25 protein-coding genes are annotated in these 22118 nt (G+C 64.4%); 12 read left to right on the top strand and 13 right to left on the bottom strand.

Annotated features, from left to right (window positions below):
• Positions 1 to 51: 51 nt before the first annotated feature.
• From PSET11_RS13980 to PSET11_RS13970, 3 genes are read right to left on the bottom strand one after another with little or no spacing between them, the layout of a single operon-like run.
• Positions 52 to 1014, bottom strand: coding sequence for a COX15/CtaA family protein (locus tag PSET11_RS13980; protein ID WP_124092923.1), 963 nt, complete (start codon positions 1012 to 1014; stop codon positions 52 to 54).
• A gap of 7 nt (positions 1015 to 1021) precedes the next feature.
• Positions 1022 to 1819, bottom strand: a complete 798-nt coding sequence (locus PSET11_RS13975) for an ABC transporter permease (protein WP_124092922.1) — start codon at positions 1817 to 1819, stop codon at positions 1022 to 1024.
• Positions 1816 to 2784 (bottom strand): ABC transporter ATP-binding protein, encoded by a 969-nt coding sequence (locus PSET11_RS13970; RefSeq protein ID WP_124092921.1) that lies wholly within the window; start codon positions 2782 to 2784, stop codon positions 1816 to 1818. The genes PSET11_RS13975 and PSET11_RS13970 overlap by 4 nt, the downstream gene beginning before the upstream one ends.
• A 108-nt stretch (positions 2785 to 2892) precedes the next feature.
• Between PSET11_RS13970 and PSET11_RS13965 the strand changes: the two genes are divergently transcribed.
• From PSET11_RS13965 to PSET11_RS13940, 6 genes are all read left to right on the top strand, one after another.
• Entirely contained in the window at positions 2893 to 3735 is an 843-nt protein-coding gene (locus PSET11_RS13965; RefSeq protein WP_203415981.1) for a helix-turn-helix transcriptional regulator, read from the top strand.
• Positions 3735 to 5198 carry a Fe-S cluster assembly protein SufB gene (gene sufB / locus PSET11_RS13960; RefSeq protein WP_124092920.1) on the top strand — a complete coding sequence of 488 codons (1464 nt, stop codon included), beginning with the start codon at positions 3735 to 3737 and terminating at the stop codon, positions 5196 to 5198. The genes PSET11_RS13965 and sufB overlap by 1 nt, the downstream gene beginning before the upstream one ends.
• A gap of 2 nt (positions 5199 to 5200) precedes the next feature.
• Positions 5201 to 6487: a Fe-S cluster assembly protein SufD gene (gene sufD / locus PSET11_RS13955; protein WP_124092919.1), complete on the top strand. Its 1287-nt coding sequence runs from the start codon at positions 5201 to 5203 to the stop codon at positions 6485 to 6487.
• An 11-nt stretch (positions 6488 to 6498) separates the two neighbouring features.
• The gene (locus PSET11_RS13950; RefSeq protein WP_124092918.1) at positions 6499 to 6858 is read left to right on the top strand and encodes a non-heme iron oxygenase ferredoxin subunit; all 360 of its coding nucleotides are present in this window, start codon (positions 6499 to 6501) and stop codon (positions 6856 to 6858) included.
• 77 nt (positions 6859 to 6935) lie between these two features.
• Positions 6936 to 7724, top strand: coding sequence for a Fe-S cluster assembly ATPase SufC (gene sufC, locus PSET11_RS13945; protein WP_124092917.1), 789 nt, complete (start codon positions 6936 to 6938; stop codon positions 7722 to 7724).
• A 9-nt stretch (positions 7725 to 7733) separates the two neighbouring features.
• The gene (locus PSET11_RS13940; RefSeq protein WP_124092916.1) at positions 7734 to 8066 is read left to right on the top strand and encodes a metal-sulfur cluster assembly factor; all 333 of its coding nucleotides are present in this window, start codon (positions 7734 to 7736) and stop codon (positions 8064 to 8066) included.
• 77 nt (positions 8067 to 8143) lie between these two features.
• Here the strand turns inward: PSET11_RS13940 and ypfJ are convergent, their stop codons facing one another.
• Positions 8144 to 9043, bottom strand: coding sequence for a KPN_02809 family neutral zinc metallopeptidase (ypfJ, locus tag PSET11_RS13935; RefSeq protein ID WP_124092915.1), 900 nt, complete (start codon positions 9041 to 9043; stop codon positions 8144 to 8146).
• Between the two features lie 58 nt (positions 9044 to 9101).
• Between ypfJ and PSET11_RS13930 the strand changes: the two genes are divergently transcribed.
• Both PSET11_RS13930 and PSET11_RS13925 read left to right on the top strand, forming a co-directional pair.
• Entirely contained in the window at positions 9102 to 10508 is a 1407-nt protein-coding gene (locus PSET11_RS13930) for a class I adenylate-forming enzyme family protein (RefSeq protein ID WP_124092914.1), read from the top strand.
• Positions 10498 to 11691: a thiolase family protein gene (locus PSET11_RS13925; protein WP_124092913.1), complete on the top strand. Its 1194-nt coding sequence runs from the start codon at positions 10498 to 10500 to the stop codon at positions 11689 to 11691. The genes PSET11_RS13930 and PSET11_RS13925 overlap by 11 nt, the downstream gene beginning before the upstream one ends.
• Here PSET11_RS13925 and PSET11_RS13920 read toward each other — a convergent pair whose 3' ends face one another.
• The 5 genes from PSET11_RS13920 to PSET11_RS16685 all read right to left on the bottom strand — a co-directional run bounded on the left by PSET11_RS13920 (position 11692) and on the right by PSET11_RS16685 (position 15006).
• A complete protein-coding gene (locus PSET11_RS13920) occupies positions 11692 to 12315 on the bottom strand; it encodes an energy-coupling factor transporter transmembrane component T family protein (protein ID WP_124092912.1) in 624 nt (207 codons plus the stop codon).
• On the bottom strand, positions 12312 to 13043 hold the full coding sequence (locus PSET11_RS13915; protein WP_124092911.1) for an energy-coupling factor ABC transporter ATP-binding protein: 732 nt from the start codon (positions 13041 to 13043) through the stop codon (positions 12312 to 12314). Before PSET11_RS13915 ends, PSET11_RS13920 begins: the two co-directional genes overlap by 4 nt.
• A 10-nt stretch (positions 13044 to 13053) precedes the next feature.
• Positions 13054 to 13686 carry a biotin transporter BioY gene (locus PSET11_RS13910; RefSeq protein WP_124092910.1) on the bottom strand — a complete coding sequence of 211 codons (633 nt, stop codon included), beginning with the start codon at positions 13684 to 13686 and terminating at the stop codon, positions 13054 to 13056.
• 176 nt (positions 13687 to 13862) lie between these two features.
• A complete protein-coding gene (locus tag PSET11_RS13905) occupies positions 13863 to 14621 on the bottom strand; it encodes a phosphotransferase (RefSeq protein ID WP_238989163.1) in 759 nt (252 codons plus the stop codon).
• A gap of 37 nt (positions 14622 to 14658) precedes the next feature.
• On the bottom strand, positions 14659 to 15006 hold the full coding sequence (locus tag PSET11_RS16685; RefSeq protein ID WP_162604192.1) for a hypothetical protein: 348 nt from the start codon (positions 15004 to 15006) through the stop codon (positions 14659 to 14661).
• Between the two features lie 223 nt (positions 15007 to 15229).
• Between PSET11_RS16685 and PSET11_RS13900 the strand changes: the two genes are divergently transcribed.
• Positions 15230 to 16828, top strand: a complete 1599-nt coding sequence (locus PSET11_RS13900) for an ABC-F family ATP-binding cassette domain-containing protein (RefSeq protein WP_124092909.1) — start codon at positions 15230 to 15232, stop codon at positions 16826 to 16828.
• Positions 16829 to 16880: 52 nt separating this feature from the next.
• Here PSET11_RS13900 and PSET11_RS13895 read toward each other — a convergent pair whose 3' ends face one another.
• Genes PSET11_RS13895 through PSET11_RS13885 form a run of 3 tightly spaced genes read right to left on the bottom strand, consistent with a single transcriptional unit; the run spans position 16881 to position 18478 of the window.
• Positions 16881 to 17762 carry an SURF1 family cytochrome oxidase biogenesis protein gene (locus PSET11_RS13895; RefSeq protein WP_124092908.1) on the bottom strand — a complete coding sequence of 294 codons (882 nt, stop codon included), beginning with the start codon at positions 17760 to 17762 and terminating at the stop codon, positions 16881 to 16883.
• Positions 17763 to 18029 carry a hypothetical protein gene (locus tag PSET11_RS13890; protein ID WP_124092907.1) on the bottom strand — a complete coding sequence of 89 codons (267 nt, stop codon included), beginning with the start codon at positions 18027 to 18029 and terminating at the stop codon, positions 17763 to 17765.
• Entirely contained in the window at positions 18026 to 18478 is a 453-nt protein-coding gene (locus tag PSET11_RS13885; protein WP_124092906.1) for a DUF3099 domain-containing protein, read from the bottom strand. The genes PSET11_RS13890 and PSET11_RS13885 overlap by 4 nt, the downstream gene beginning before the upstream one ends.
• A gap of 145 nt (positions 18479 to 18623) precedes the next feature.
• On the opposite strand from PSET11_RS13885, the gene fabG reads away from it, so the two are divergent.
• Positions 18624 to 19349: a 3-oxoacyl-ACP reductase FabG gene (gene fabG / locus PSET11_RS13880; protein ID WP_124092905.1), complete on the top strand. Its 726-nt coding sequence runs from the start codon at positions 18624 to 18626 to the stop codon at positions 19347 to 19349.
• 120 nt (positions 19350 to 19469) lie between these two features.
• Entirely contained in the window at positions 19470 to 20234 is a 765-nt protein-coding gene (locus PSET11_RS13875) for an SDR family oxidoreductase (RefSeq protein WP_124092904.1), read from the top strand.
• Positions 20235 to 20306: 72 nt separating this feature from the next.
• On the opposite strand, the gene serB is transcribed toward PSET11_RS13875, so the two are convergent.
• A complete protein-coding gene (gene serB, locus PSET11_RS13870) occupies positions 20307 to 21191 on the bottom strand; it encodes a phosphoserine phosphatase SerB (protein ID WP_124092903.1) in 885 nt (294 codons plus the stop codon).
• Between the two features lie 135 nt (positions 21192 to 21326).
• On the opposite strand from serB, the gene PSET11_RS13865 reads away from it, so the two are divergent.
• A complete protein-coding gene (locus tag PSET11_RS13865; protein WP_124092902.1) occupies positions 21327 to 22112 on the top strand; it encodes an ABC transporter ATP-binding protein in 786 nt (261 codons plus the stop codon).
• The last annotated feature ends 6 nt before the right edge of the window (positions 22113 to 22118 follow it).

The following is a 22118-nucleotide window of genomic DNA, read 5'->3' as shown; positions in this document are numbered from 1 at the left end:
CGACTGGTCAAGCCAACGAGCTTTGGCCCGGGCGACAGTAGACCATGAGCGTTAGCTGACGCGCTGTCCGCGTGACACAGGGCTGTTCCGGGCCAGGTCCCAAGCGTTGGTGGCGGCCGACATCAAGAGCGCGGCGCCCAGCATGTGCGTACCAACAAGGAGGGCCGGGATGCCGTTGTAGTACTGGGTGAAGCCGATAACACCCTGGAGGAGCGTGACGGCGAGCAGGCCAAGGACTCCAACGCGGAGCGGGCCTGTGACTCGGTGCCGAAGGACGAGTAAAACGGCCACGAGCGTTCCGGCCGTGATCAGGTAGGCGGGCACAGCGTGGATGTGCGAGAAGAGATCCCAGTCGAGATTGTTCCGCGGCGCATCGGCATCGCCAGCGTGCGGTCCGGCGCCAGTGACCACCACGCCGAGCATCACGGCGATGGCGGAAAAGACGGCGACGGCCGACGTCAGCGGGCGCATGACTCCGGGGATGGCGGGAAGCTGGCGTGTGGCGAACCTGCCAGTCCGGCCGTAGGTCCTGTTGACCAACAGCGTCGCGAAGACCACCAAGGCCATGGAGACCAGGAAGTGTAGACCCACTACCCAGGGGTTGAGGTTGGAGAGCACTGTGATTCCACCAATGACGGCCTGCGCCGGAATACTTGCCAGCAGGCCCAGCGCCAGCAGGAACAGGTCCTTGCGTTCCTTCCGCAAGTTCCACAAGTAGACAAGCATGAGCGCTGCCACGGTGGCCAGCGCAAACGTGAGCATCCGGTTCCCGAACTCGATGAACCCGTGGACACCCATTTCCGGGGTGTTCACCAGGGACGTGTCGGTGCACCGAGGCCAGGTGGGGCAGCCCAGCCCGGAGGCCGTCAAACGAACCGCGCCACCGGTAACCACCAGCAAGGTCTGCCCGATCAGCGAGGCCACCGAAAGGCGTCGAATGGTCTTGTCCACCGTGCGAGGCAGCCGCGACGTCAGTCGCGAGGCAAGCTGGGGGAGGCGGGAAAGGGTAGTCACGAAATTCTCAATTCCATTTGAACCAGCGGATGGCTGCTGCGCCGGCCAGGACTGTCCAGAGCAGCAAGATGATGGTGGCGGCGCCGTCCAGGCTGCCGCTGAGGAAGGCGAGGCGCATCGACTCGCCCAAGGCCCCGGACGGAAGGAAGTGCACAATCTGTTGGGCCAGGGCGGGAAGGCGGTCGGCCGGAATGACGATGCCGCCCAGCGCGCCAAGGAGGATCCACAGCAGGTTGGTGATGGCCAAGGTGGCTTCGGGCCGGACGGTGCCCGCCACCAAGAGCCCCAACGCCGTGAACGCAGCCGCGCCGAGGACCAGCAGGGCCATGCCCGGCAGCCAGCCGGCTGGCAGCGGGTGCCAGCCGAGCAGGAGCGCCACCACCGTGACCACCGCCACCTGGATGCACAGCACCACCAAGACCGAGAGGACCTTTCCAGCCACCAGCCCGCCGCGGCCCAGCGGCGTGGTGGACAGGAAGCGAAGGACACCGTAGCGCCGGTCGAAGCCCGTGGCGATGCCTTGGCCGGTGAACGCGGTGGACATGGCACACAAGGCAAGGATCCCCGGCACTGCGGCGTCGATCCTGCTACCGCCCAGTCCATCAAGCAATGGCGTCACGGTCAGGCCAACCAGGGCGAGCAGCGGCAACACAATCGCGAGAATCAGCTGTTCGCCGTTCCGCAACATCACCACGGCTTCATATTGTCCCTGCATCAGCACCCGGCGCAGCATGGACGCCGGGCCTGCATGCGTTCCTGGTGTGCCCGGTGCTGCTGCTGGCGCGCCGGTACTGGCCTGGCTCATCGGATGTCCTTTCCGGAAATATCCAGGAAGACGTCTTCGAGGCTGCGCGCCTGCAGCGTCATCGCGGATGGCATGAGGTCGCGCGCAGCCCACCAGGTGGTCAACGCCGCCAGGTGCGCTGGGGTCAGCTGGCCCGTCAGGCTGTAGTGGCCGGGACGCGACTCAACCAGGTCGGCGCCCGGCGGCAGGACGCCGTCGAACACCAGGCCTGCAGTGGTTTCAAACGTCAGGGTCCGCAGTTGTTCGGCTCCGGCGCCGCGGCCTGGTTCGCGTTGCAGGAGTTCCTGGACGGTGCCCTCGGCAACATTGCGGCCGCCGTCGATGATGTAAACGTAGTCGGCAAGCCGCTGGGCGTCGTCCATCAGGTGCGTGGTCAAGATGATGCCCATGCCGGAATCCCGGAGCTCGGCGATCAGGTCGAAGACCAGTTGCCGGGACTGTGGGTCCAGGCCCGCGCTCGGTTCATCAAGGAAGAGCACCTCGGGCCGTCCCAGCAGGGCCGCCGCGAGCGCCAGCCGCTGCTTCTGTCCACCGGAGAGCCGGCGAACGGTGGTTCGGCTGAAGCTGTCGATTCCCAGGCGGGACACCAGATCGGCCACCGGCCATGGGTTCGCGTAGAGGCGGGCCACGTGGTTCAGCAGCGGAATGGGCCGGGCCGACGGCGGGAGCCCACCATCCTGGAGCATGACGCCAACCCGGGAGCGAAGGCTTGCCCCTGCCGTAGCGGGGTCTTCGCCCAAGAGGGAGATAGTGCCGCCGTTTCGCTTCTGCAGGCCCTGCGCGCATTCCAAGGTGGTGGTTTTGCCAGCGCCGTTAGCACCTAGCAAGGCGGTCACTTGGCCTCGATGGGCCTGCAGGGTGACGCCACTCACCACGCGCAACATGCGTCCGTCCAAGCTGGGTAATGGGCCGACGTCCTTGATGAGGCCGTTGATGGCCAGGACGGGAGAAAGAGAGGAAGGCACCCGAGTATTCTACGCGACGTAGTATTTCGAATCGTTGGACACCGTCGCCAGCTGAAGGTCAGCCTGCCCTTACTGGAAGCTGGGACTAAATTACGACACTATTGTGTTGTGTATTCCGTGAGTAATGCTGCGACTGTTCCCGCGAAGGGGGCGAGGGGCCATCAAGCCTCTGTCGACCGAAGCCTGCAGGCTTCCGGTCCAGTCGGCGACGTGGATGACCGCACCCGGGATAAGGTACTCGCTGCGGTCCTGGAACAAGGGCCCGTCAGCGCCGCGGAACTCGGCGAGCTGCTTGGCTTCACCCCTGCGGCCGTCCGTCGCCACCTCGATTACCTGGAACGTGCCGGCGTCATCGAGGTCAAGCGTGTTGCCCGGTCGGGCGCGGGCGCGGGGAGGCCCGCCCGCCGCTACGTCCTTTCTTCGCAGGGCCAGTCAAGCCTCGGCAACGACTACCTTGATATCGCGGCGCAGGCGCTCAAGCAGCTCGAACAAGCCGCCGGCAGCGAGGCTGTGCGGGCATTCGCTGTCGAACGCTTCACTGAGATGGAACGTCGCTACGCACCGGAGGTGGAAAGCGCCGGACCGGACATCGCAGACCGCGCCCGCGCCCTCTCCGCAGCCCTGAACCGGGACAACTTCGTGGCTTCAGCCGCCACCATCACGGCCAAGACCCCCCTGCCGGCAGCCCTTGCCAGTGTCCAGTTGTGCCAGGGCCACTGTCCCATCCAGGAGTTGGCTGCCACGTTCCCCGTCTTCTGCGACGTGGAGACCGAAGTCTTTTCCCGGTTGGTGGGTGTGGACGTCCGCCGGCTGTCCACGTTGGCCCGCGGCGGCCACGTCTGCACCACCCACATACCCACAGGCAGGTTGCCAACGGCAGAGTCAACCGACTCAGTTCCAGCAGCAACCACCTGCACGACGCAATCAAACCACCAGCAAGGAAGGCCGTGATGACGGACCAACTATCAGAGAAAGCGGTAGCCGAAAGCACTGTGATCTCGGAGATTCTGGAAAAGAACCCCGAGCTCCACGGCATCGGAAACTACGAGTACGGCTGGGCGGACAAGAACGACGCCGGAGCCAACGCCCGTCGTGGGCTCAGCGAAGAGGTTGTTCGGGATATTTCCTCGAAGAAGAGCGAACCCCAGTGGATGCTCGATCTTCGTTTGAAAGGCCTGAAGTACTTCGACCGCAAGCCCATGCCCACCTGGGGTGCAGACCTCTCCGGCATCGACTTCGACAACATCAAGTACTTCGTGCGCTCCACGGAAAAGCAGGCCACCAGCTGGGAGGAACTGCCCGAGGACATCAAGAACACGTACGACAAGCTGGGCATCCCCGAAGCTGAAAAGCAGCGCCTGGTCTCCGGCGTGGCCGCCCAGTACGAGTCCGAGGTTGTCTACCACCAGCTGCGTGAGGACCTCGAGCGGCAGGGCGTCATCTTCCTGGACACCGACACCGCACTGAAGGAACACCCGGAGATCTTCAAGGAATACTTCGGCACCATCATTCCGGTGGGCGACAACAAGTTCGCGTCCCTGAACACCTCCGTCTGGTCCGGTGGCTCATTCGTGTACGTCCCCAAGGGTGTCCACGTCGACATCCCGCTGCAGGCGTACTTTCGGATCAACACCGAAAACATGGGCCAGTTCGAACGGACCCTGATCATCGCTGACGAGGACTCCTACGTTCACTACATCGAGGGCTGCACCGCCCCGATCTACACCTCCGACTCGCTGCACTCCGCAGTGGTTGAGATTGTGGTCAAGAAGGGCGCCCGCGTCCGCTACACCACCATCCAGAACTGGTCCAACAACGTCTACAACCTGGTGACCAAGCGCGCCATCTGCGAAGCCGGCGCCACCATGGAATGGGTCGATGGCAACATCGGTTCCAAGGTCACCATGAAGTACCCGGCCGTGTACCTGGTAGGCGAGCACGCCAAGGGCGAGACGCTGTCTATCGCGTTTGCCGGCGAAGGCCAGCACCAGGACACCGGTTCCAAAATGGTGCACATCGCACCAAACACCAAGAGCTCCATCATCTCCAAGTCGGTAGCCCGCGGTGGCGGCCGTGCCGCCTACCGTGGCCTGGTCCAGGTCCGCGAAGGCGCCAAGCACTCGGCCAACACCGTGCGCTGTGACGCGCTGCTCGTGGACACCATCAGCCGCTCCGACACCTACCCCTACATCGACATCCGCGAGGATGACGTGGTGATGGGGCACGAAGCCACCGTTTCCCGGGTCAGCGAAGAGCAACTCTTCTACCTGATGTCCCGCGGCATGCGCGAAGACGAGGCCATGGCCATGATCGTGCGCGGCTTCATTGAGCCGATTGCCCGCGAACTTCCCATGGAATACGCGCTGGAGCTGAACCGATTGATCGAATTGCAGATGGAAGGGTCCGTCGGATAACGATGACTGATATCACTACTGAAAAGGCGCGCATTGGCGCGCCCTCGGCCCAGCCGTTCATCGACGGCTTCACCGAGGAAGGCGAAAGCCTCTCACCCATCAACGCCAACGCCTCCAAGGCGCCCCTGGCCGGAGACTCCGCCAAGAGCCACTCACACGGTGGCGGCGAAGGCATCCCGGACAGCTCACGCGCCGGCCGGCTCACCTCCTACTCCCTGGCGGACTTCAAACCGCTCACCGGGCTGGAGGAAGATTGGCGTTTCACCCCCCTGAAGCGGCTCCGCGGACTGCACAGCGACGTCCTCTCTGGCGCGGCACCGGCCGTGACCGTGACCGGTCCGGATGCCGTCGTCGTCGAAACCGTTGGCCGCGATGACCAACGGATTGGTGCCGCGGGTATCCCGGAGGACCGGGTGTCCGCCAACGCGTGGGAAAACTTCGCTGCTGCCACCGTGATCACCGTGCCCGCCGAGTTTGAGGCTGATACGGAAATCACCGTCGACATCGTGGGCGCCTCCACCGACCCCGCTGCCCAGCACGTGGTCATCGTTGCGCAGAAATTCTCCAAGTCTGTAGTGGTGCTGAACCACTCGGGCAGCGCCGTGGTTTCCGAGAACGTAGAGATCATCGTCGAAGACGGAGCTTCCCTCACCGTTGTCTCGCTGCAGGAATGGAACGAGGACGCCGTGCACGCGTCCTCGCAGCAGGCCAAGATCGGCCGCGACGCCAAGCTCAAGCACGTCATGGTGAGCCTGGGCGGGGACCTGGTCCGCGTCACGCCGTCAGCCCGATTTACCGCCACCGGCGGCGAAGCTGAACTGTTCGGCCTCTACTTCGCCGACGCCGGCCAGCACCTTGAACAGCGCCTGTTCGTTGACCACGCTGTGGCCAACTGCAAGTCCAACGTGCTCTACAAGGGCGCACTGCAGGGGCGCAACGCCCACGCAGTCTGGGTAGGCGACGTCCTCATCCGCAAGGAAGCTGAAGGCACCGACACCTACGAGGCCAACCGCAACCTGCTGCTCACCGAAGGCGCCCGCGCCGACTCGGTCCCGAACCTGGAAATCGAAACCGGCCTGATCGAGGGTGCCGGCCACGCCAGCGCCACCGGCCGCCTCGATGACGAGCACCTCTTCTACCTGATGGCTCGGGGAATTCCTGAAAATGTGGCCCGCCGCCTGGTGGTCCGAGGATTCCTCAACGAGATCATCCAGCAGATCAAGGTGCCCAGCATCGAAGAGCGCCTGACCGACGCCGTTGAGCGCGAACTCGCGCTGACGGAAAACTAGGCCAACGGGGCATGACTGAACAGCTAAAAGGCGAACTTGTCTGCGCAGTGGATGACATTTCGCCCAAGCAGGCCCTCCGGATCCTGATCGACGACTACCCCGTAGCCATCGTCAAGGATTCGATGGGGGACATCCACGCGATCGGGGACACCTGCTCGCACGCGGATATCTCCCTCTCCGAGGGTGAGGTGGAAGGTTGCGCGATCGAATGCTGGGGCCACGGCTCACAGTTCGACCTGCGCACCGGCGCCCCGCTGCAGCTTCCCGCTTACGATCCCGTGCCGGTGTTTGCCGTCGAGATTCGCGCCGGTGAGGTCTACGTGGATTTCACCAATGTGCTCAACGGCGCCGATGCGCCAAAATTCAGCTAACACCCAGAATTACGAACCAACTTCCAGCCAGAAACCGCACCGGCTGCCAGAGGCACGGTGCAGAGGAGAACACGAGAATGTCTACTCTTGAGATCAAGGACCTGCACGTCAGCATTGAGACGGAGCAGGGCACCAAGGAAATCCTGAAGGGTGTCAGCCTGGTCATCCGGACCGGCGAAACCCACGCCATCATGGGTCCCAACGGCTCGGGCAAGTCCACCTTAGCCTCCACCATCGCCGGCCACCCGCGCTACAACGTCACCAGAGGCACCATCACGCTGGACGGCGAAGACGTCCTCGCCATGAGCGTTGACGAACGCGCCCGCGCCGGTGTCTTCCTGGCCATGCAGTACCCCGTGGAAGTTCCCGGCGTCAGCATGACCAACTTCCTGCGGACCGCCAAAACCGCCATTGACGGCGAAGCTCCCAAGCTGCGGACCTGGACCAAGGACGTCAAGGCTGCCATGGCCGAGCTGCGGATCGACGCCGACTTCGCCCAGCGCAACGTCAACGAGGGGTTCTCCGGCGGCGAAAAGAAGCGGGTGGAGATCCTCCAGCTCGAACTCTTCAAGCCCAAGTTTGCGATCCTTGACGAGACCGACTCAGGCCTCGACGTCGATGCGCTCAAGGTCGTCTCCGAGGGCGTCAACCGCGCACACTCCGGCGGCAATATGGGCACCCTGCTCATCACGCACTACACCCGGATCCTGCGCTATATCAAGCCTGACTACGTTCACGTTTTTGTTGACGGCCAGGTTGTGGAGCAGGGCGGCCCCGAACTCGCCGACCGTCTCGAAGACGAAGGCTATGACCGCTACGCCAAGGGTGCCGGCGCAGCCGCCATCGCTGCCGTTCCCGCGCAGTAGGATTCTTCCATGACCGAAATCAAGCCTGGCCAGACGGCCCTCGATGACGTCGAAGAGGCACTCAAGGACGTCATCGACCCCGAACTCGGTGTCAACATCGTGGACCTCGGCCTGCTCTACGGGCTGAAATACTCGGACGACGACGGCGCGCTCCTCATCGACATGACCCTTACCACCGCTGCCTGCCCCCTCACGGATGTGCTGGAGGAACAGGTTGGCAAGTCGCTTGACGGCGTTGTCGACGAGTGGCGCCTGAACTGGGTCTGGATGCCGCCGTGGGGTCCTGAGCGGATCACCGACGACGGCAAGGACCAGATGCGCGCCCTCGGGTTCAACATCTAGTCATCACCGCCATAGATTTACGATGCCGGCCGGGCACCTTTTCGCGAAGGTGCCCGGCCGGCGTCGTTAACTCTGGGTCAGAGGGTGGCAGCTGAAAAGGTGTCGCACTGGTTGATATCGCCGGACTCGTAGCCGCGGCTGAACCAGGCCTGCCGTTGTTGGCTGGAGCCATGCGTCCAGGCCTCTGGATTGACGCGGCCCGTGGCGGCTTGCTGGATGCGGTCATCGCCCACCGCGGAAGCTGCCGATAAGGCATCGTTCAGGTCGGTCTGCGTGAGCGGGTCCAGGAAGGGCTGACCAGTGCTGGGATCCGCAACGGACGTGGCATGGCGGACCCAGAGACCCGCGTAGCAATCGGCCTGGAGTTCCGTCCGAACCGCTCCCGACTCGGGCCCCTGCGGATCCTGCTGCGCCCGTTCCAGGTAGCCCAAGATGTTCTGGACGTGGTGGCCAAATTCGTGCGCCACCACGTATTCCTGCGCCAACGGGCCACCGGAAGAGCCGAACCGGTCAACAAGCTCCTGGAAGAAGCCGGGATCGAAATAGGCGGTGGTGTCCGTGGGGCAGTAGAACGGTCCAACGTCGCTGGTGGCCGCTCCACAACCAGTGTTGGTTGACGAGGAGAAGATCACTGTCTGCGGGCGAGGGTAGTCCACCCCATACTGCTTTAGGTAAGTGGGCCAGAAGGCGTTGAGGCTGTTGACGGTGCCGGTGATCCGGCAGTCAACGCGCGCATCCGCGTCGGCACCGGTCACGCAGGCCGGTGCCGTGCCTTGGGACTGGACCTGCGGGGTATCGGTGCCGCCCGTCAACCCCTGCAGGAGATCAGGGTTGACGCCGAGGAGGATGGCGACGAGCAGCACGAGTCCGCCGCCCAATCCGCCACCCACTTTGACGCCCCGGCCCATTCCGCCGCCGGAACCCCGTCGATCCTGGACCTGCGATGGGTCCAACCGCGCATTGTCATTGAAGCTCATACGGTCACAATAGCTCCTGGGCGCTGGCAGGCGCCCAGCCCGTGAGTAAAGTTGAGGCGTGCCATTCCTCGACCGTATCCAGCGCTGGGCCGCAGAGCGCCCGCACCAGCCTGCGGTGGTGATCGGTGGTGTCCGGGTGACCTGGTCCGAACTTCGGGATGGGGCAACGGCACGGCTGGCGGCGACCGGTCCGGTGACGGCCCTGTGTCAGGAGAATTCCGCGGACTTTGTGCTCAACTACGCGGCCGCCGTCGCAGGGGAGCGGCAATGCGCAGTGTTGGATCCCGCCTGGTCCGCTGGGCTGCGCGCCACCATCTCCCAACACATTGCAGCAGACGCCGTCCCGGGCTCTGCGGGCGCCGACGATGCGTTGACGGACGGACCTGGCGGCTCGACCTTCCTGATCGGCCTTACCTCCGGGACCACATCAGTTCCCAAAGCCTTTACCCGTTCGAGGCGCTCCTGGCAGACGTCCTTCGACGCGTCCATTGAGTTCTTCGGCTTGGAACCCAACGACGTCACACTGGCACCTGGACCACTGGCTGCAAGCCTGAATCTCTACGCTCTTTCCGAGTGCCTCTACGCCGGTGCCGAATTCCAGACCCTAACGACGTTCGATGTGGGCGACGTGCACGCGGCCATCACCTACGATCGGGTGACCCGTCTAGTTTTGGTCCCCACCATGCTGCGGATGCTCAGCGAACGCGGTATTGCCGGTGGCGTGGACGCTGCAGGCATCCGCACCATCATCTGCGCCGGATCCAAGCTGGACGCCCGCACCTTGCAGGCGGCCCGGCGCTGGGCACCAAACGCGACGATCTTTGAGTACTACGGCGCCTCCGAGCTCAGCTTCGTCTCCGGCACTGGCCTGCCCGCGAGCGCACCCCTGGAACTCGGTGGCACGGGCATCGGCAAACCGTTCCCCGGGGTGGACGTCAGAATCATTGACGACGCCGGCGAACCGCTGGCGGACGGCATCCCCGGCAATATCAGCGTCCGCAGCCCCATGGTCAGCAACGGCTACCTCTGGGGGGATGACGGCGAGGCCCTCCGCCAGTTCGGGGACTGGTACACCGTGGGTGACCAGGGTTTCCTGCACGACGGCGAGCTGCACATCCTGGGCCGGCGGGCCGACATGATCCTCACTGCAGGAAAGAACGTTTACCCGCATGAGGTGGAACTCGCCCTGGCCGCTGTTCCCGGAGTGGGCTCGGCCATTGCCGCTGGCATGCCGGACGACATCCGCGGCCAGCGGGTGGTGGCCGGAATCGTGCCCGCCCACGGCGCCTTGACCGCCACGCAAATCAAGGCTGGCCTGGAGGATCTGCTCCCACGGGACAAGCGGCCGCTCCAGTACTACCTGCTCGCCGAATTGCCCACCACCGATCGCGGCAAGGTCAGCAGGGGACTGCTTCTTGACTGGATCGCAGCCAACGACAAGCGGGTGCGCAGCCTTGGCTCCTGACCATCTTGCGCTCCCGCCGGACCGGCAACCGGTCATCATCGCCGCGCTCCGCACTCCGGTTTGCCGTACCCAGGGCGCGCTCCGTGGCGTCCCTGTCCATGAGCTCCTCGCGCCAGTCCTGGTTCGGCTGCTCGCGGATACCGGCGTGGCGCCCGAGGACGTCACGGACGTGATCATGGGGAATGCGGTGGGGGCGGGTGGAAACATGGCGCGGCTTGCGGCGCTGACTGCCGGCCTGCCCGTCACGGTGCCAGGCGTGACCGTGGATCGCCAGTGCGGTTCGGGGTTGGACGCCATTGTCCTGGCGTCGCGCCTGGTTGCGGCTGGCGGTAGCCCGATTTATCTGGCTGGGGGAGCCGAAAGCACCAGCACCGCGCCGCTGAGGGCGCGGCGGAACGACGACGGCGAACCGGAGTTTTTCGCCCGGGCCCAGTTTGTGCCGGGCAGCTTTGGTGATCCAGACATGGGCATCGCGGCGGAAAACGTGGCGCGCGAGTATGCCGTCAGCAAGGATCGGCAGGACACGTTCGCGCTGTCCAGCCATAAAAAGGCCTTGGCGGCCGCCGCTGCCGGGCATTTCCAGCGCGAGATCGTCCCCCTCCATCCGCCCGCCGGTGAGGTCGCAGCGGACGACGGCCCACGCCGCAACCTCACCCCAGCCGTCATGGCGAGGTTCCCCGCCGCGTTTGTCCCGGGCGGAGCCGTCACCGCCGGAAACTCATGCTTCGACGCGGACGCAGCCTCCGCCGTCGTAATTACTTCCTTGGAACGCGCGCGGGACCTGGGAGCAACCGACGGTCTGCTGGTGCTCGGCACCGACACCGCCGGCATGGAGCCAACCCTGCTAGGCGTCGGTGCGGCCTCGGCAGCGCGTCACGTCCTCGCGGCCGCAGGACTGACTGGCAGTGGAATTGGCATGGTCGAATTCAACGAGGCCTTCGCATCGCAGACCCTGGCCTGTCTCGACCTCGTGGGGCTCAGCGAGGACGTCACCAATACCGACGGCGGCGCACTGGCCCTGGGGCATGCCTACGGCGCGTCGGGGGCGGTGCTGGTGACGCGACTCTTGGCACGCGCCCGCAGGTCGGGGAGCACCGGGATTCCGAGCCTGGCCATGATCAGCATTGCCGGCGGGATGGGAACGGCAGCGTTGCTGCAGTACGAGGACCTGCGGGCGGCCTAGTCAGTCCTCGGCTTCACCCAACCCGCGGGCGGCCAGCGCCTCGCCGGTCTGCCGGGCGTACGCCACCGAACTGATGAATACGGGCAGGACCAGGGCACGCGGATTGCGTTCCAGGCCACGCGCCTTGGCGGAATCCCGGACGTCAGCAAAGGTGCCCGCGATGAACGGAATGCTGCGTAGCATGATGCCGATGGTGAGGGCGAAGCGTTCCGGGTCCGCGCCAAACCGGCGCAGCGGAGTCGCCAGCGACACCACGCCGTCCAGTAGCCGCTGAACCGGGGTGGAGACCGTGAGCAGCGAGGCCGCCACCACGCAGGTGAGGATGTTCAGCACGATTCGGGCAGCCGTGGCGCCGCCCAGCTGCCACCACTGGAAAATCCCGATCAGGAGCAGGACAGGAACCAGGACCCGCACTGCCCGCCACAGCCGTTTCAGGCCGGCCCCGGACAGCAGGAACAAGGCGCTCAAGGCCACCAGGGCGGAGGCAGACCAGCGCCAGTCGGCCACAACAAAGGACGCAATCCCGCAGCCGAAGACCAACAGGAATTTCAGGGCCAGCGGTGCCCGGTGAATCAATGAGGTGCCGGGGACGTAGGTGGCGAGGAGGAAGCCGTGATCCCTCATGTCACACCGGGCCTCGGCGCGTCGAGGCTGGCCAGGGACAGGGCACGGTAGTAGGCGACTGCTGCGACTGGTTCACCGTCAAACGCGACCGTGCCGTTGTCGATCACCAGCACCCGGTCCATATCGAGCATCAGGTCCAGGTCGTGGCTGGACATGACAATCTGCTGGTCCAGCCCGGCCAGGGTGCGGCGCAGGAGCTCGCGGTTCCGCAGGTCTAATAAAGTGGAGGGTTCATCAAGGACCAGGACCGAGGGGTTGACGGCCAACACGGCCGCCAGCGCGAGGAGCTGCCGCTCTCCGCCGGACAGTTCGTAGATGCTTTGGTCGGCCAAGGCCAGCAGGCCCAACCGGTTCAGGGCTGCCTCGGCCAAGCGGGCCCGTTCAGCCCCGTTGCGCGCAGTCCGGCGGAGCGAGAGCTCCACGTCTTCCCGGCCGGTGGGCATCACCAGTTGGGATAACGGATCGGTGAAAACAAACCCTACGCAGCGACGTACTTTCCGGACGTCCCGGCTGGTGTCGAGCCCAGCCACGGAGACGATCCCTGCGCTGGGTTGCACCAGGCCGTTGATCAGGCGGAGGAGGGTGGACTTACCGGACCCGTTTGCGCCAATGACCCCCACCCGCCGTTCCGTCAGGTCCAAGGTGATGGCGTCCAGCAGCACCTTGGGTTCTGGCAGATGGTCCACCGGAATGGCAACAGTAGCGGCGTCGAAGCAGATGGCGGGCATGGTGAGAAGCCTAGGCGGTAGTGCGGACTGCGCGCTTGGCGCGGCGGACCAGGATGTCCGGAAAGGCCCGGTGCAGGGCAACGGCAATGCCGGCTGCCACGATGTTCTTCACGATGTCGCCGGGGTAGAACACGGCATCGCTGAGGAACGCCTGGCCAAGGGTTGCTTTGGTGGTCAGGGCGATGCCGGCGATACCCAGGGAGTGAATCACGACGGCGCTGGTCACCGCCGCGGCCACGAAGAACCAGATGGCCCGGGCCTTGACGGTCCGGCGGATCACCACGGTGGCGAGCCAGCCCACCACCGCTGCTGCGATGGGGAAGGCGATGATGTAACCGGCCGAGGGGCCCGCCAGGACGCTCAGTCCACTGCGGCCCAAGCTGAAGATGGGCAGCCCGGCCAGGCCCAGCAGGACATACAGCCCGACGGCGGCGAATGCCCGTGCCGGGCCGAGAACCAGACCGGTCAGCATCACCGCGAGGGTCTGGAAGGTGATAGGTACCCCGATGCCCGTGATGGCCAGAGCCGGAGCCAAGGCCGCGGCAGCCACGAGCGCGGCAAACACGGCAATCAGGCCAAGGTCTGTGGCGTTCCAGCGGGTGCGCGCCCGGTTCAGCTGTTTGGTGGGGGTCGAGGTGCTCATGGGTGGTCCTGTCGGAGGGGATGCGAAGGTACTGCGTCTAGGTATCGCTGACATTACGCCCGCCGGTAAGGCACTTTCTTGTAGGGTTTCGACAGTACTTTTGGCGTGGACTCGGTTGAAAGGCACAGATTCGGCGCCCGCCTGTGGCCGCGTTGCGAAACTGCCGCGTCAACCCTTCACTCAGTGGGCACAGCGAGGGCACTGGCCCAGACGGATTGGTGCTGCTCCGCGTACAGGCTTGCTGCCCGCCACTGGTCACCGTGTCCGTCGGCGTACATACTGGCCCACGGTTCCTGCCCCACTGCGTGCGAGGATTCCAGCAGGTGATGCATCGCCTCAGCCCGACGATGCATGGCGGCAGGGAGTTCAGTGCGGAGTCCGACGTCGGCCCTGTAACCGTCCACGAACGCCGCCAGGTTCTGGGCGGCCTCCTGAGGAGGCTGCTGGGTGTTGGAGAGGGTGAACGCCTGGGCGGCGTAGGCAAGATCCCACAACCGGGTGCTAGGGGCAGCTGCATCCCAATCGATAAACGTCATCCGTTCACCAACGATCAGGTTCCACGGAGCCAAGTCGTTGTGGCAGATGAGCTCGCTGCCAGGACTGGGAATGGCCGTGATCCAGGGTGCGTCAAGCGCGGGAACGAACTCCGTGCTCGCATCGTGGATCGCCCCTACCATCGCTCCAATCCGGCCGAGTTGCTGCTGTGTCAGTGGATCCGCATCGATGGCTAGTTGGCCAGGAACATATTCGATGACCTGCCGGCCCTGCTCGTCTCGGCCAAAGACCTCAGGCACGTCGACGCCGGCCTCCCTGACTGCAGCCATGAAGGACTGGACGGTAGCGCTCGCATCCGTCCACGGCTTCCGAACTGTCGAACCAACGCGAACAACAACGCCGCTGGTGTTGCCGCCGTCGAGGATCTGCTCGGTGTCCACTGCATGCCCTCGTGGATCGCCTCCCACGACGACGTAATCAGGACCTGGACGTTCGTTCGGCAATGATCTTGTCGACTTCCTCATCATCGGGGCACGCCCTTTGCTCGATGGGGCACTGTCTGTCACCAATGGTTACTCCCATGCTTTCGGCAGTTTCCACGCACATCGAGCAGACGTTGTGCGCGTGGTCCACGATCGACTGGTGCTCTTCGTAATATCCACAAATGGCCCGACGCCAATCCAGATCCCGACAACAAACCATGTGTGCAAGCTCTTCCGGATTCGAACTGAGTTTGTACTTGGCCTGCCAGGCCGGTACTCGGAGGAGTTCCAGCGAACCTCCGTCTGCGACCGCCTGCGGATTATCTATTGGTGTTTGTGTCATTGCTAACATCCCCTCTTTCTTTATGAGGAGGATACGGCTTCTCTGAGCGGGTCGCCGCACGTTGCCGCCTTTGCGGGAGCCACGCCAGGGTCTGAAACCCGGTTATCCTGTCTAGCCCTGGACGGTAGACTTGAAAGGGCCGTTCTCCGGCCACTCTGCCCGCCCGCACTGAATCTGTTGTTGCGACCGTGGCGTTCCCCTGTTGTGAAAGGCCTTACCTGCTGTGATTACTGTCCAGGATCTTGAACTGCGTGCTGGTGCCCGCCTCCTCATGGACCAGGTGAGCTTCCGGATCGACAAGGGCGACAAGATCGGGCTGGTAGGCCGTAACGGTGCCGGCAAAACCACCCTCACCCGCGTCCTTGCCGGCGAGGGCCTGCCCGCTGCCGGGAAGGTGACGCGGACGGGTGAGATTGGCTACCTGCCGCAGGACCCCCGCACCCCGGACATGGAACAGTTGGCACGCGACCGGATCCTGTCCGTCCGCGGCCTGGACATCGCCGTCGGTAAGCTTCGCAAGGCGCAGGATGAGATGGCGAGCGAGGACGCTGCTGTGGCTCGCAAGGCGATGAACCGGTACGACCGGCTCGAGGCTGAATTCCTTGCCGCCGGCGGCTACGCTGCCGAAGCCGAAGCCGCAGCGATCTGCTCAAACCTGGCCCTGCCGGACCGGTTGCTCAACCAGCCGCTCAAGACCCTTTCCGGTGGCCAGCGCCGTCGCGTGGAACTCGCCCGCATCCTTTACTCGGACGCCGAGACCATGCTCCTCGACGAACCCACCAACCACCTCGACGCCGATTCCATCTCCTGGCTGCGTGACTTCCTGAAGAATCACCAGGGTGGCCTGATCGTCATCAGTCACGATACGGAACTGCTCCAGGCCACCGTCAACAAAGTCTTCCTGCTCGACGCCAACCGCGCCCAGATCGACTTTTACAACATGGACTGGAAGCGCTACCTCACCCAGCGCGAAACCGACGAGCGCGCCCGCAAGCGCGAACGTGCCAACGCCGAGAAGAAGGCCCAGGTCCTCTTCGACCAGGCCAACAAGATGCGCGCCAAGGCCACCAAGGCCGTTGCTGCGCAGAACATGGCCAAGCGTGCCGAGCGGCTGCTGAGCGGGTTGGAAGCAGTCCGGGAGAACGACAGGGTGGCAGCGCTGCGCTTCCCGGATCCCTCACCGTGTGGCCGCACCCCACTCACCGCCGAAGGCTTGAGCAAGTCCTACGGTTCACTCGAAATCTTCACCGACGTGGACCTGGCCATTGACCGCGGCTCCAAAGTGGTCATCCTGGGCCTCAACGGTGCCGGCAAAACCACCCTGCTGCGGATGCTCGCCGGTGTGGACAAGCCCGATACTGGTGAAGTGGTTCCCGGCCACGGCCTCAAGGTGGGCTACTACGCGCAGGAACACGAGACCCTCGACGTGGACCGGTCAGTCCTTGAAAACATGCGCTCCTCAGCTCCGGACATGAAAGACGCAGAGGTGCGCGGCATCTTGGGTTCATTCCTGTTCTCCGGCGACGACGTCGACAAACCGGCCGGCGTCCTGTCCGGCGGTGAGAAGACGCGGTTGGCACTGGCCACCATCGTGGCATCGAGCGCCAACGTGCTGCTCCTGGACGAACCCACCAACAACCTGGACCCCGCCAGCCGCGCCGAAATCCTGGGCGCGCTAAAGAACTACAGCGGCGCCGTCGTGCTGGTCAGCCACGACGAGGGCGCCGTGGAGGCGCTCAACCCCGAGCGCGTTGTGCTCCTGCCGGACGGCATCGAGGACCACTGGAACGAAGATTACCTGGACCTGATCACGCTGGCCTAAGCGGTTCCGCGCAGGAACCGACCGCGCCGCGGCCGGGTCCTGCGGCTTGTGCCTAGTAGCCCTGCGCGTCCAGAAGTGCGTCTTCCTCGTCCTCCGACGTGGGGTGCCGCCGTTTGCGCACGGGCGCGGGCCGTGGCCGCCACGCGGCAGCAGCTGCGTGGGTGGTTCCCTCCGGAAGCCCTTCCGCCGCATCCGCCTCGGCGTCGATCGCGGCGTTCCTGGCCTGCTGCCGGGCCGCATACCCAAACCCGATGAACATCAGGACGCCGAACGCGAACCACTGCAGCGAGTAGGACAGGTGTGTCCCCTCCTCGGTGGCTGGCTTCGGGAAGGGAAACGGCATCTCGGCAACGGCCGGGGTCTCGCTGGCCAACTGTCCGTAGGCGCCCGTCATGAGCGGATAGCCGAGTTCACTCGAGTAGGTGGGCAGGTCAATGGAGGCGAGCTGGCCTTCCGGGGCGCCCCGCTGGAGCTCCGGCTCACCATGTTGCAGGCGTACGACGGCGGTCACGGTTCCGGTGGGTGGGGCAGGGATCGAGTCCGGCCTGCCAGGATTGTTGTTGCCGATGGGCAGCCAACCGCGATCAATGACGATTGTTTCGCCTGACGTCAGCCGGAACGGAACCACCACTTCATACCCCGGTTGCCCGTTGAGCGGCCGGTTCCGGACAATCCGTTCGCCGGCAGGATCATAGCTGCCGGTGACTTCCACCTGGGTCCACTCTTTGGCGGGATCCAGGGCGGCGAACTGGTCCTTGGCTGCAGAGAAGGGAATGGGTGTTGCCGAATAGTTCGTGACCACACGGTCGATTTCTGCAAGCGTTTCAGCGCGCCGGTCCATCTGCCAGCGGCCCAGGAACACGCAGGCCGTCGCGAAGATGGCAGCGAGCAGTAGGTATCCCAGCCACTTGCTGGAAAAGAGAAAACGGTACATTCAGTCCTGCTCCAGGGTGCCGTGTGCCGGGGTGGCCGGCAGCTCAATCGTGTCTTTCCACAGACCGCGCGTCTGCAGGTAGTCTTCCAGCCAGCTCCGGTGCTCCTGGCAGGCGAGCCAGATTTTGCGCCGTTCCGGGGTGTGAATTTTGGGGTTGTTCCAGAGGAGTTGCCACGAAGCCTGCGCCCGGCAGGCTTTCCGGGCGCAGATGGCTCCGGGCGCGGACGCAGGAGACCCTGATCCTGCTGCCAGGTCAAAAATACTCACGTGGTGGTCCTCGGGTCTGGGGTGTCGTCGTCCTCGATCACTTCGCCCTGCAGCACGTCATCGGACAGGATCTCGCCTTCGAAAACTTCACTACCAGCGGCATATGCCGGCGGGGGCTCCGGGCTGTCCAGTTCGGATAGCGGTGCCGAGTCAATCAGGAGTTCACTGGGCTTGGCCGCCAAGTCCCCGCCATTAGCGATCAGGACGGCAACCCAGGGGAGGAACACGGCGCCGGCAATCACCACGATCTTGAACCAACCGTCCACCACGAAAACAAGGACCAGGCATACCATCCTGATACCCATGGCCAGTGCATACTTGCGCATCCGTTGCCGCATCGCCTCGGAATGGCTGCTGCCAGCTCCAGTGATGCTGTGTACTTCCGCGTCGCCCGCAAACCGATCAGGTTGGCCCGGCTTGGCGGCTCCCGCATGATTTTCGAGGGTCACGGTGTTTGATCACACTCCAAAGGCTTCTTCCTAATTCTCGCACCATCGGCAGTTGCGCCCAAACGCAGGCGGGGCCGGACGATAGGATCGGATTCAGCCGTCACACCCCAGCGCATTTAGTCGCAGAAAACTGGAGCTCACCACCATGACTGAAGCAGTACCCGCACCCCGCAGCGTCCTCGTCACCGGCGGAAACCGTGGGATCGGGCTGGCCATTGCCAAAGCCTTCCTGGCCAACGGGGACAAAGTGGCCGTGACCTACCGCAGCACCGCTGACTTGCCCGAAGGAATCCTGGGCGTCCAGGCCGATGTTACCGACGAGGCCTCCGTGGACGCTGCGTTCAAAGAGGTTGAAGCCGCCCACGGCCCCGTGGAGGTGCTGATCGCCAACGCCGGCATCACCAAGGACACCTTGTTGCTCCGGATGAGCGAAACAGACTTCACCTCCGTCATCGACACCAACCTCACCGGAGCTTTCCGCGTCATCAAGCGCGCCTCCCGGGGAATGATCAAACTACGCAAGGGCCGGGTAGTGCTGATTTCTTCGGTCTCCGGCCTCTACGGCGCTCCCGGCCAGATTAACTACTCGGCGTCCAAAGCCGGCCTGGTGGGCATCGCCCGGTCCCTCACCCGCGAGCTTGGCTCACGCGGCATCACCGCCAACGTGGTGGCACCCGGCTTCATCAACACAGACATGACCGCGGAACTCCCCGAAGCCACCCAGAAGGATTACCTGTCCAGCATCCCGGCAGGCCGGTTCGCAGAAGCGACAGAGGTAGCCAACGTGGTGCGCTGGGTAGCCAGCGATGAAGCAGCCTACATTTCTGGTGCCGTGATCCCCGTTGATGGCGGCCTGGGAATGGGTCACTGAGCCCCGACGTCTGGTGGTCCAGCCTTCATGGAGGAGATTGGACCAGGGATTCGACCGCCTCCGCTGGCATGATGGGTGGCAGGCCGAAAGCAATTTTTACGTTTCAAACGAAGGAGCCCCATGGGACTGCTGGACAACAAGACCGCGATCGTCACTGGATCCTCCCGTGGCATCGGAGCCGATGTGGCCACCATTCTGGCAGCGCAGGGAGCCGCAGTGGTGGTCAACTACCGCCAGAAGGCACCGCGGGCCAACAAGGTGGTGGCAGGAATCGAGGCTGCAGGCGGCCGCGCCGTAGCAATTGGCGCCGACCTGACCAGCGAGGAGGGCGTTCACGCCCTGGCCAGCGCTGCCATGGAGAACTTCGGCCGCCTGGACCTGTTGGTATTGAACGCTTCCGGCGGGATGGAAGCCGGCATGGGTGACGACTATGCGTTGAAGCTCAACAGGGACGCCCAGGTGGCCATGTTGAACGCCGCTGTTCCCGTCATGGCCGAGGGTTCACGCGTGGTGTTCGTCACCAGCCACCAGGCGCACTTCATCGATTCGGTTCCCACCATGCCCGCCTATGAGGGCGTCGCCCGCAGCAAGCGCGCAGGGGAGGACGCCCTCCGGGAACTCGTCCCCAGCCTCGCAGACAAGGGCATCACCCTGGTGGTGGTGTCCGGCGACATGATCGAAGGAACTGTCACCGCAACGCTCCTGGACCGTTCCACCCCCGGCGCCATTGAGGCACGCCGGGCCGAGGCCGGCAAGCTTTACTCAGTCGCCGAATTCGCCGAGGTCGTGGCCAGCATGGCAACCGCCGACGTCGAATCGGGCCACACCGAATACGCCGGCGGTGCCGATTACTTCGGCAAGTCCGGCGAAGAGTCCGCAAGCTAGGCTCACCACGCGAAAAAGCGCCCGGTCGGTTGCCTTCACAGGCAACCGACCGGGCGCTTTCTTGTCTGTCAACTAGACGCCGGCGATGTGCCGGACGGCGTCCAGGTAAGGCATGTTGATGGCGGAATCAGCAACAGCCCGGACCGCAGGCTTGGCATTGAACGCCACGCCGATTCCCGCCGCGCCCAGCATGTCGAGATCGTTGGCGCCATCGCCCACCGCCACCGTGTGTTCCATGGCAATGCCCTCCGCGGCGGCCCATTCACGCAAGTATTTTTCCTTGGCGGCCCGGTCAACCACGGCGCCAAGCACCTTGCCGGTTAGCTTGCCGTCCACGATCTCCAGCTCATTCGCCTGCCAGTAATCCAGGTCCAGCTCGGCCGCAATCGGGGCGAGGATCTGGTTGAAGCCGCCAGAAACCACCGCAACAACATGCCCGGCTGCTTTGAAAGCCGCCACCAGCTCCGCCGCCCCGGCACTGAGCAGCACCTCCTCGCGGACGGAGGTAACGACGTCGGACGGCAGCCCGGCGAGGACTGCCACCCTGGCGTGCAGGCTCTGGGCGAAATCCAGCTCACCGCGCATGGCAGCTTCGGTCACGGCCGCGACTTCCTCGCGCTTGCCCGCATGGGCTGCCAAAAGTTCGATGACTTCCTGCTGGATCAAGGTGGAGTCGACGTCCATGATCAGCAGCTTCCGGGCTGCGCTGCGCAACTCGGCCGGCACCAAGGCCGTGTCCATCCCGACCAGGGCAGCAGCCGCCACGCCGCTGCGAAGATCGGCGAGCCCTGACTCCGGTACCGTCAGCTCGATGCTGTGAACCTGATAACGCGCGTCACCGGAATCAGCTTCCACGCCCACAACAGCACCGTGAGCAGAGAGCGTTGAGCGGAGCAGATCCAGCGCGTCGGAGCTTACTGTGGGGCCGTAGCTGACAGCTGTCACATTCGAAGTCATGCCTGCAATCTTAGTCAGCCGTGTGGCGGCCCTCGGACCTGTTGCGGGGGAGTCGTGGGGCTGCCGCGGTGGTGAGCTGCGAAGATGACCCTCCAGTTATCAGTCAGTGCCCGTTTTGTCCTAGTGTCTATGCCTATGAGCGAAGTTCTGGAATTGGCCGCAGTCAGCGTTGTGCGGGGCGCAAAGACGCTCCTCGACAAGGTCGATTGGGAGGTCAACGAAGGCGAGCGGTGGGTCATCCTTGGCCCCAACGGCGCCGGAAAAACGACGCTCCTCCAGATCGCTGCCGCCCGGCTACACCCCAGCAGTGGAACGGCCGGGATCCTCGACGAGGTGCTCGGCGCCGTCGACGTCTTCGAATTACGGCCGCGGATTGGCCTGTCCTCCGCAGTGCTGGCCAACCAGATCCCCGAGAGCGAAACCGTCCTCAACGTGGTGGTCACGGCCGCATACGGCGTCACCGGGCGCTGGCGCGAAGGCTACGAGCGCGACGACGAACGGCGCGCCTTCCGACTGCTGAACCAGTGGGGGATGGGACCGTTCCTGAACCGGAAGTTTGCCTCCCTCTCAGAAGGCGAGCGGAAACGTGTCCAGATCGCGCGCGCCCTGATGACCGATCCTGAACTCCTCCTCCTTGACGAGCCCGGAGCGGGGCTTGACCTGGGCGGCCGCGAGGACCTGGTTCACCGGCTCAGTGAACTGGCCCGGGATGAGGCAGCACCAGCAATGGTCCTTGTAACGCACCACCTGGAAGAAGTACCGCCAGGCTTCACCCACGCCATGTTGCTCCGGGATGCAGCGGTGGTTGCCGCTGGACCCATCACCGAGGTTCTTACCGGCGCCAACCTCAGTGCGACCTTCGGGCTTGAGCTCAGTGTCAGTGTCAATGACGGCCGGTATTCCGCCGTCGCTCTTCGCTGATCTCAA

The sequence above is a fragment of the Arthrobacter ulcerisalmonis genome (assembly GCF_900609065.1).
GTDB lineage: Bacteria > Actinomycetota > Actinomycetes > Actinomycetales > Micrococcaceae > Arthrobacter > Arthrobacter ulcerisalmonis.
The sequence above is the reverse complement of the archived record's forward strand: the minus strand, read 5'-3'. Positions and strand labels throughout refer to the sequence as shown.

Bases quoted from the DNA above. Each gene is read 5' to 3' on its own strand.
- PSET11_RS13975 (WP_124092922.1), bottom strand. From the start codon at position 1,819: ATGAGCCAGGCCAGTACCGGCGCGCCAGCAGCAGCACCGGGCACACCA.
- sufB (WP_124092920.1), top strand. From the start codon at position 3,735: ATGACGGACCAACTATCAGAGAAAGCGGTAGCCGAAAGCACTGTGATC.
- sufD (WP_124092919.1), top strand. From the start codon at position 5,201: ATGACTGATATCACTACTGAAAAGGCGCGCATTGGCGCGCCCTCGGCC.
- PSET11_RS13950 (WP_124092918.1), top strand. From the start codon at position 6,499: ATGACTGAACAGCTAAAAGGCGAACTTGTCTGCGCAGTGGATGACATT.
- sufC (WP_124092917.1), top strand. From the start codon at position 6,936: ATGTCTACTCTTGAGATCAAGGACCTGCACGTCAGCATTGAGACGGAG.
- PSET11_RS13940 (WP_124092916.1), top strand. From the start codon at position 7,734: ATGACCGAAATCAAGCCTGGCCAGACGGCCCTCGATGACGTCGAAGAG.
- ypfJ (WP_124092915.1), bottom strand. From the start codon at position 9,043: ATGAGCTTCAATGACAATGCGCGGTTGGACCCATCGCAGGTCCAGGAT.
- PSET11_RS13920 (WP_124092912.1), bottom strand. From the start codon at position 12,315: ATGAGGGATCACGGCTTCCTCCTCGCCACCTACGTCCCCGGCACCTCA.
- PSET11_RS13915 (WP_124092911.1), bottom strand. From the start codon at position 13,043: ATGCCCGCCATCTGCTTCGACGCCGCTACTGTTGCCATTCCGGTGGAC.
- PSET11_RS13910 (WP_124092910.1), bottom strand. From the start codon at position 13,686: ATGAGCACCTCGACCCCCACCAAACAGCTGAACCGGGCGCGCACCCGC.
- PSET11_RS16685 (WP_162604192.1), bottom strand. From the start codon at position 15,006: ATGACACAAACACCAATAGATAATCCGCAGGCGGTCGCAGACGGAGGT.
- PSET11_RS13895 (WP_124092908.1), bottom strand. From the start codon at position 17,762: ATGTACCGTTTTCTCTTTTCCAGCAAGTGGCTGGGATACCTACTGCTC.
- fabG (WP_124092905.1), top strand. From the start codon at position 18,624: ATGACTGAAGCAGTACCCGCACCCCGCAGCGTCCTCGTCACCGGCGGA.
- PSET11_RS13875 (WP_124092904.1), top strand. From the start codon at position 19,470: ATGGGACTGCTGGACAACAAGACCGCGATCGTCACTGGATCCTCCCGT.
- serB (WP_124092903.1), bottom strand. From the start codon at position 21,191: ATGACTTCGAATGTGACAGCTGTCAGCTACGGCCCCACAGTAAGCTCC.
- PSET11_RS13865 (WP_124092902.1), top strand. From the start codon at position 21,327: ATGAGCGAAGTTCTGGAATTGGCCGCAGTCAGCGTTGTGCGGGGCGCA.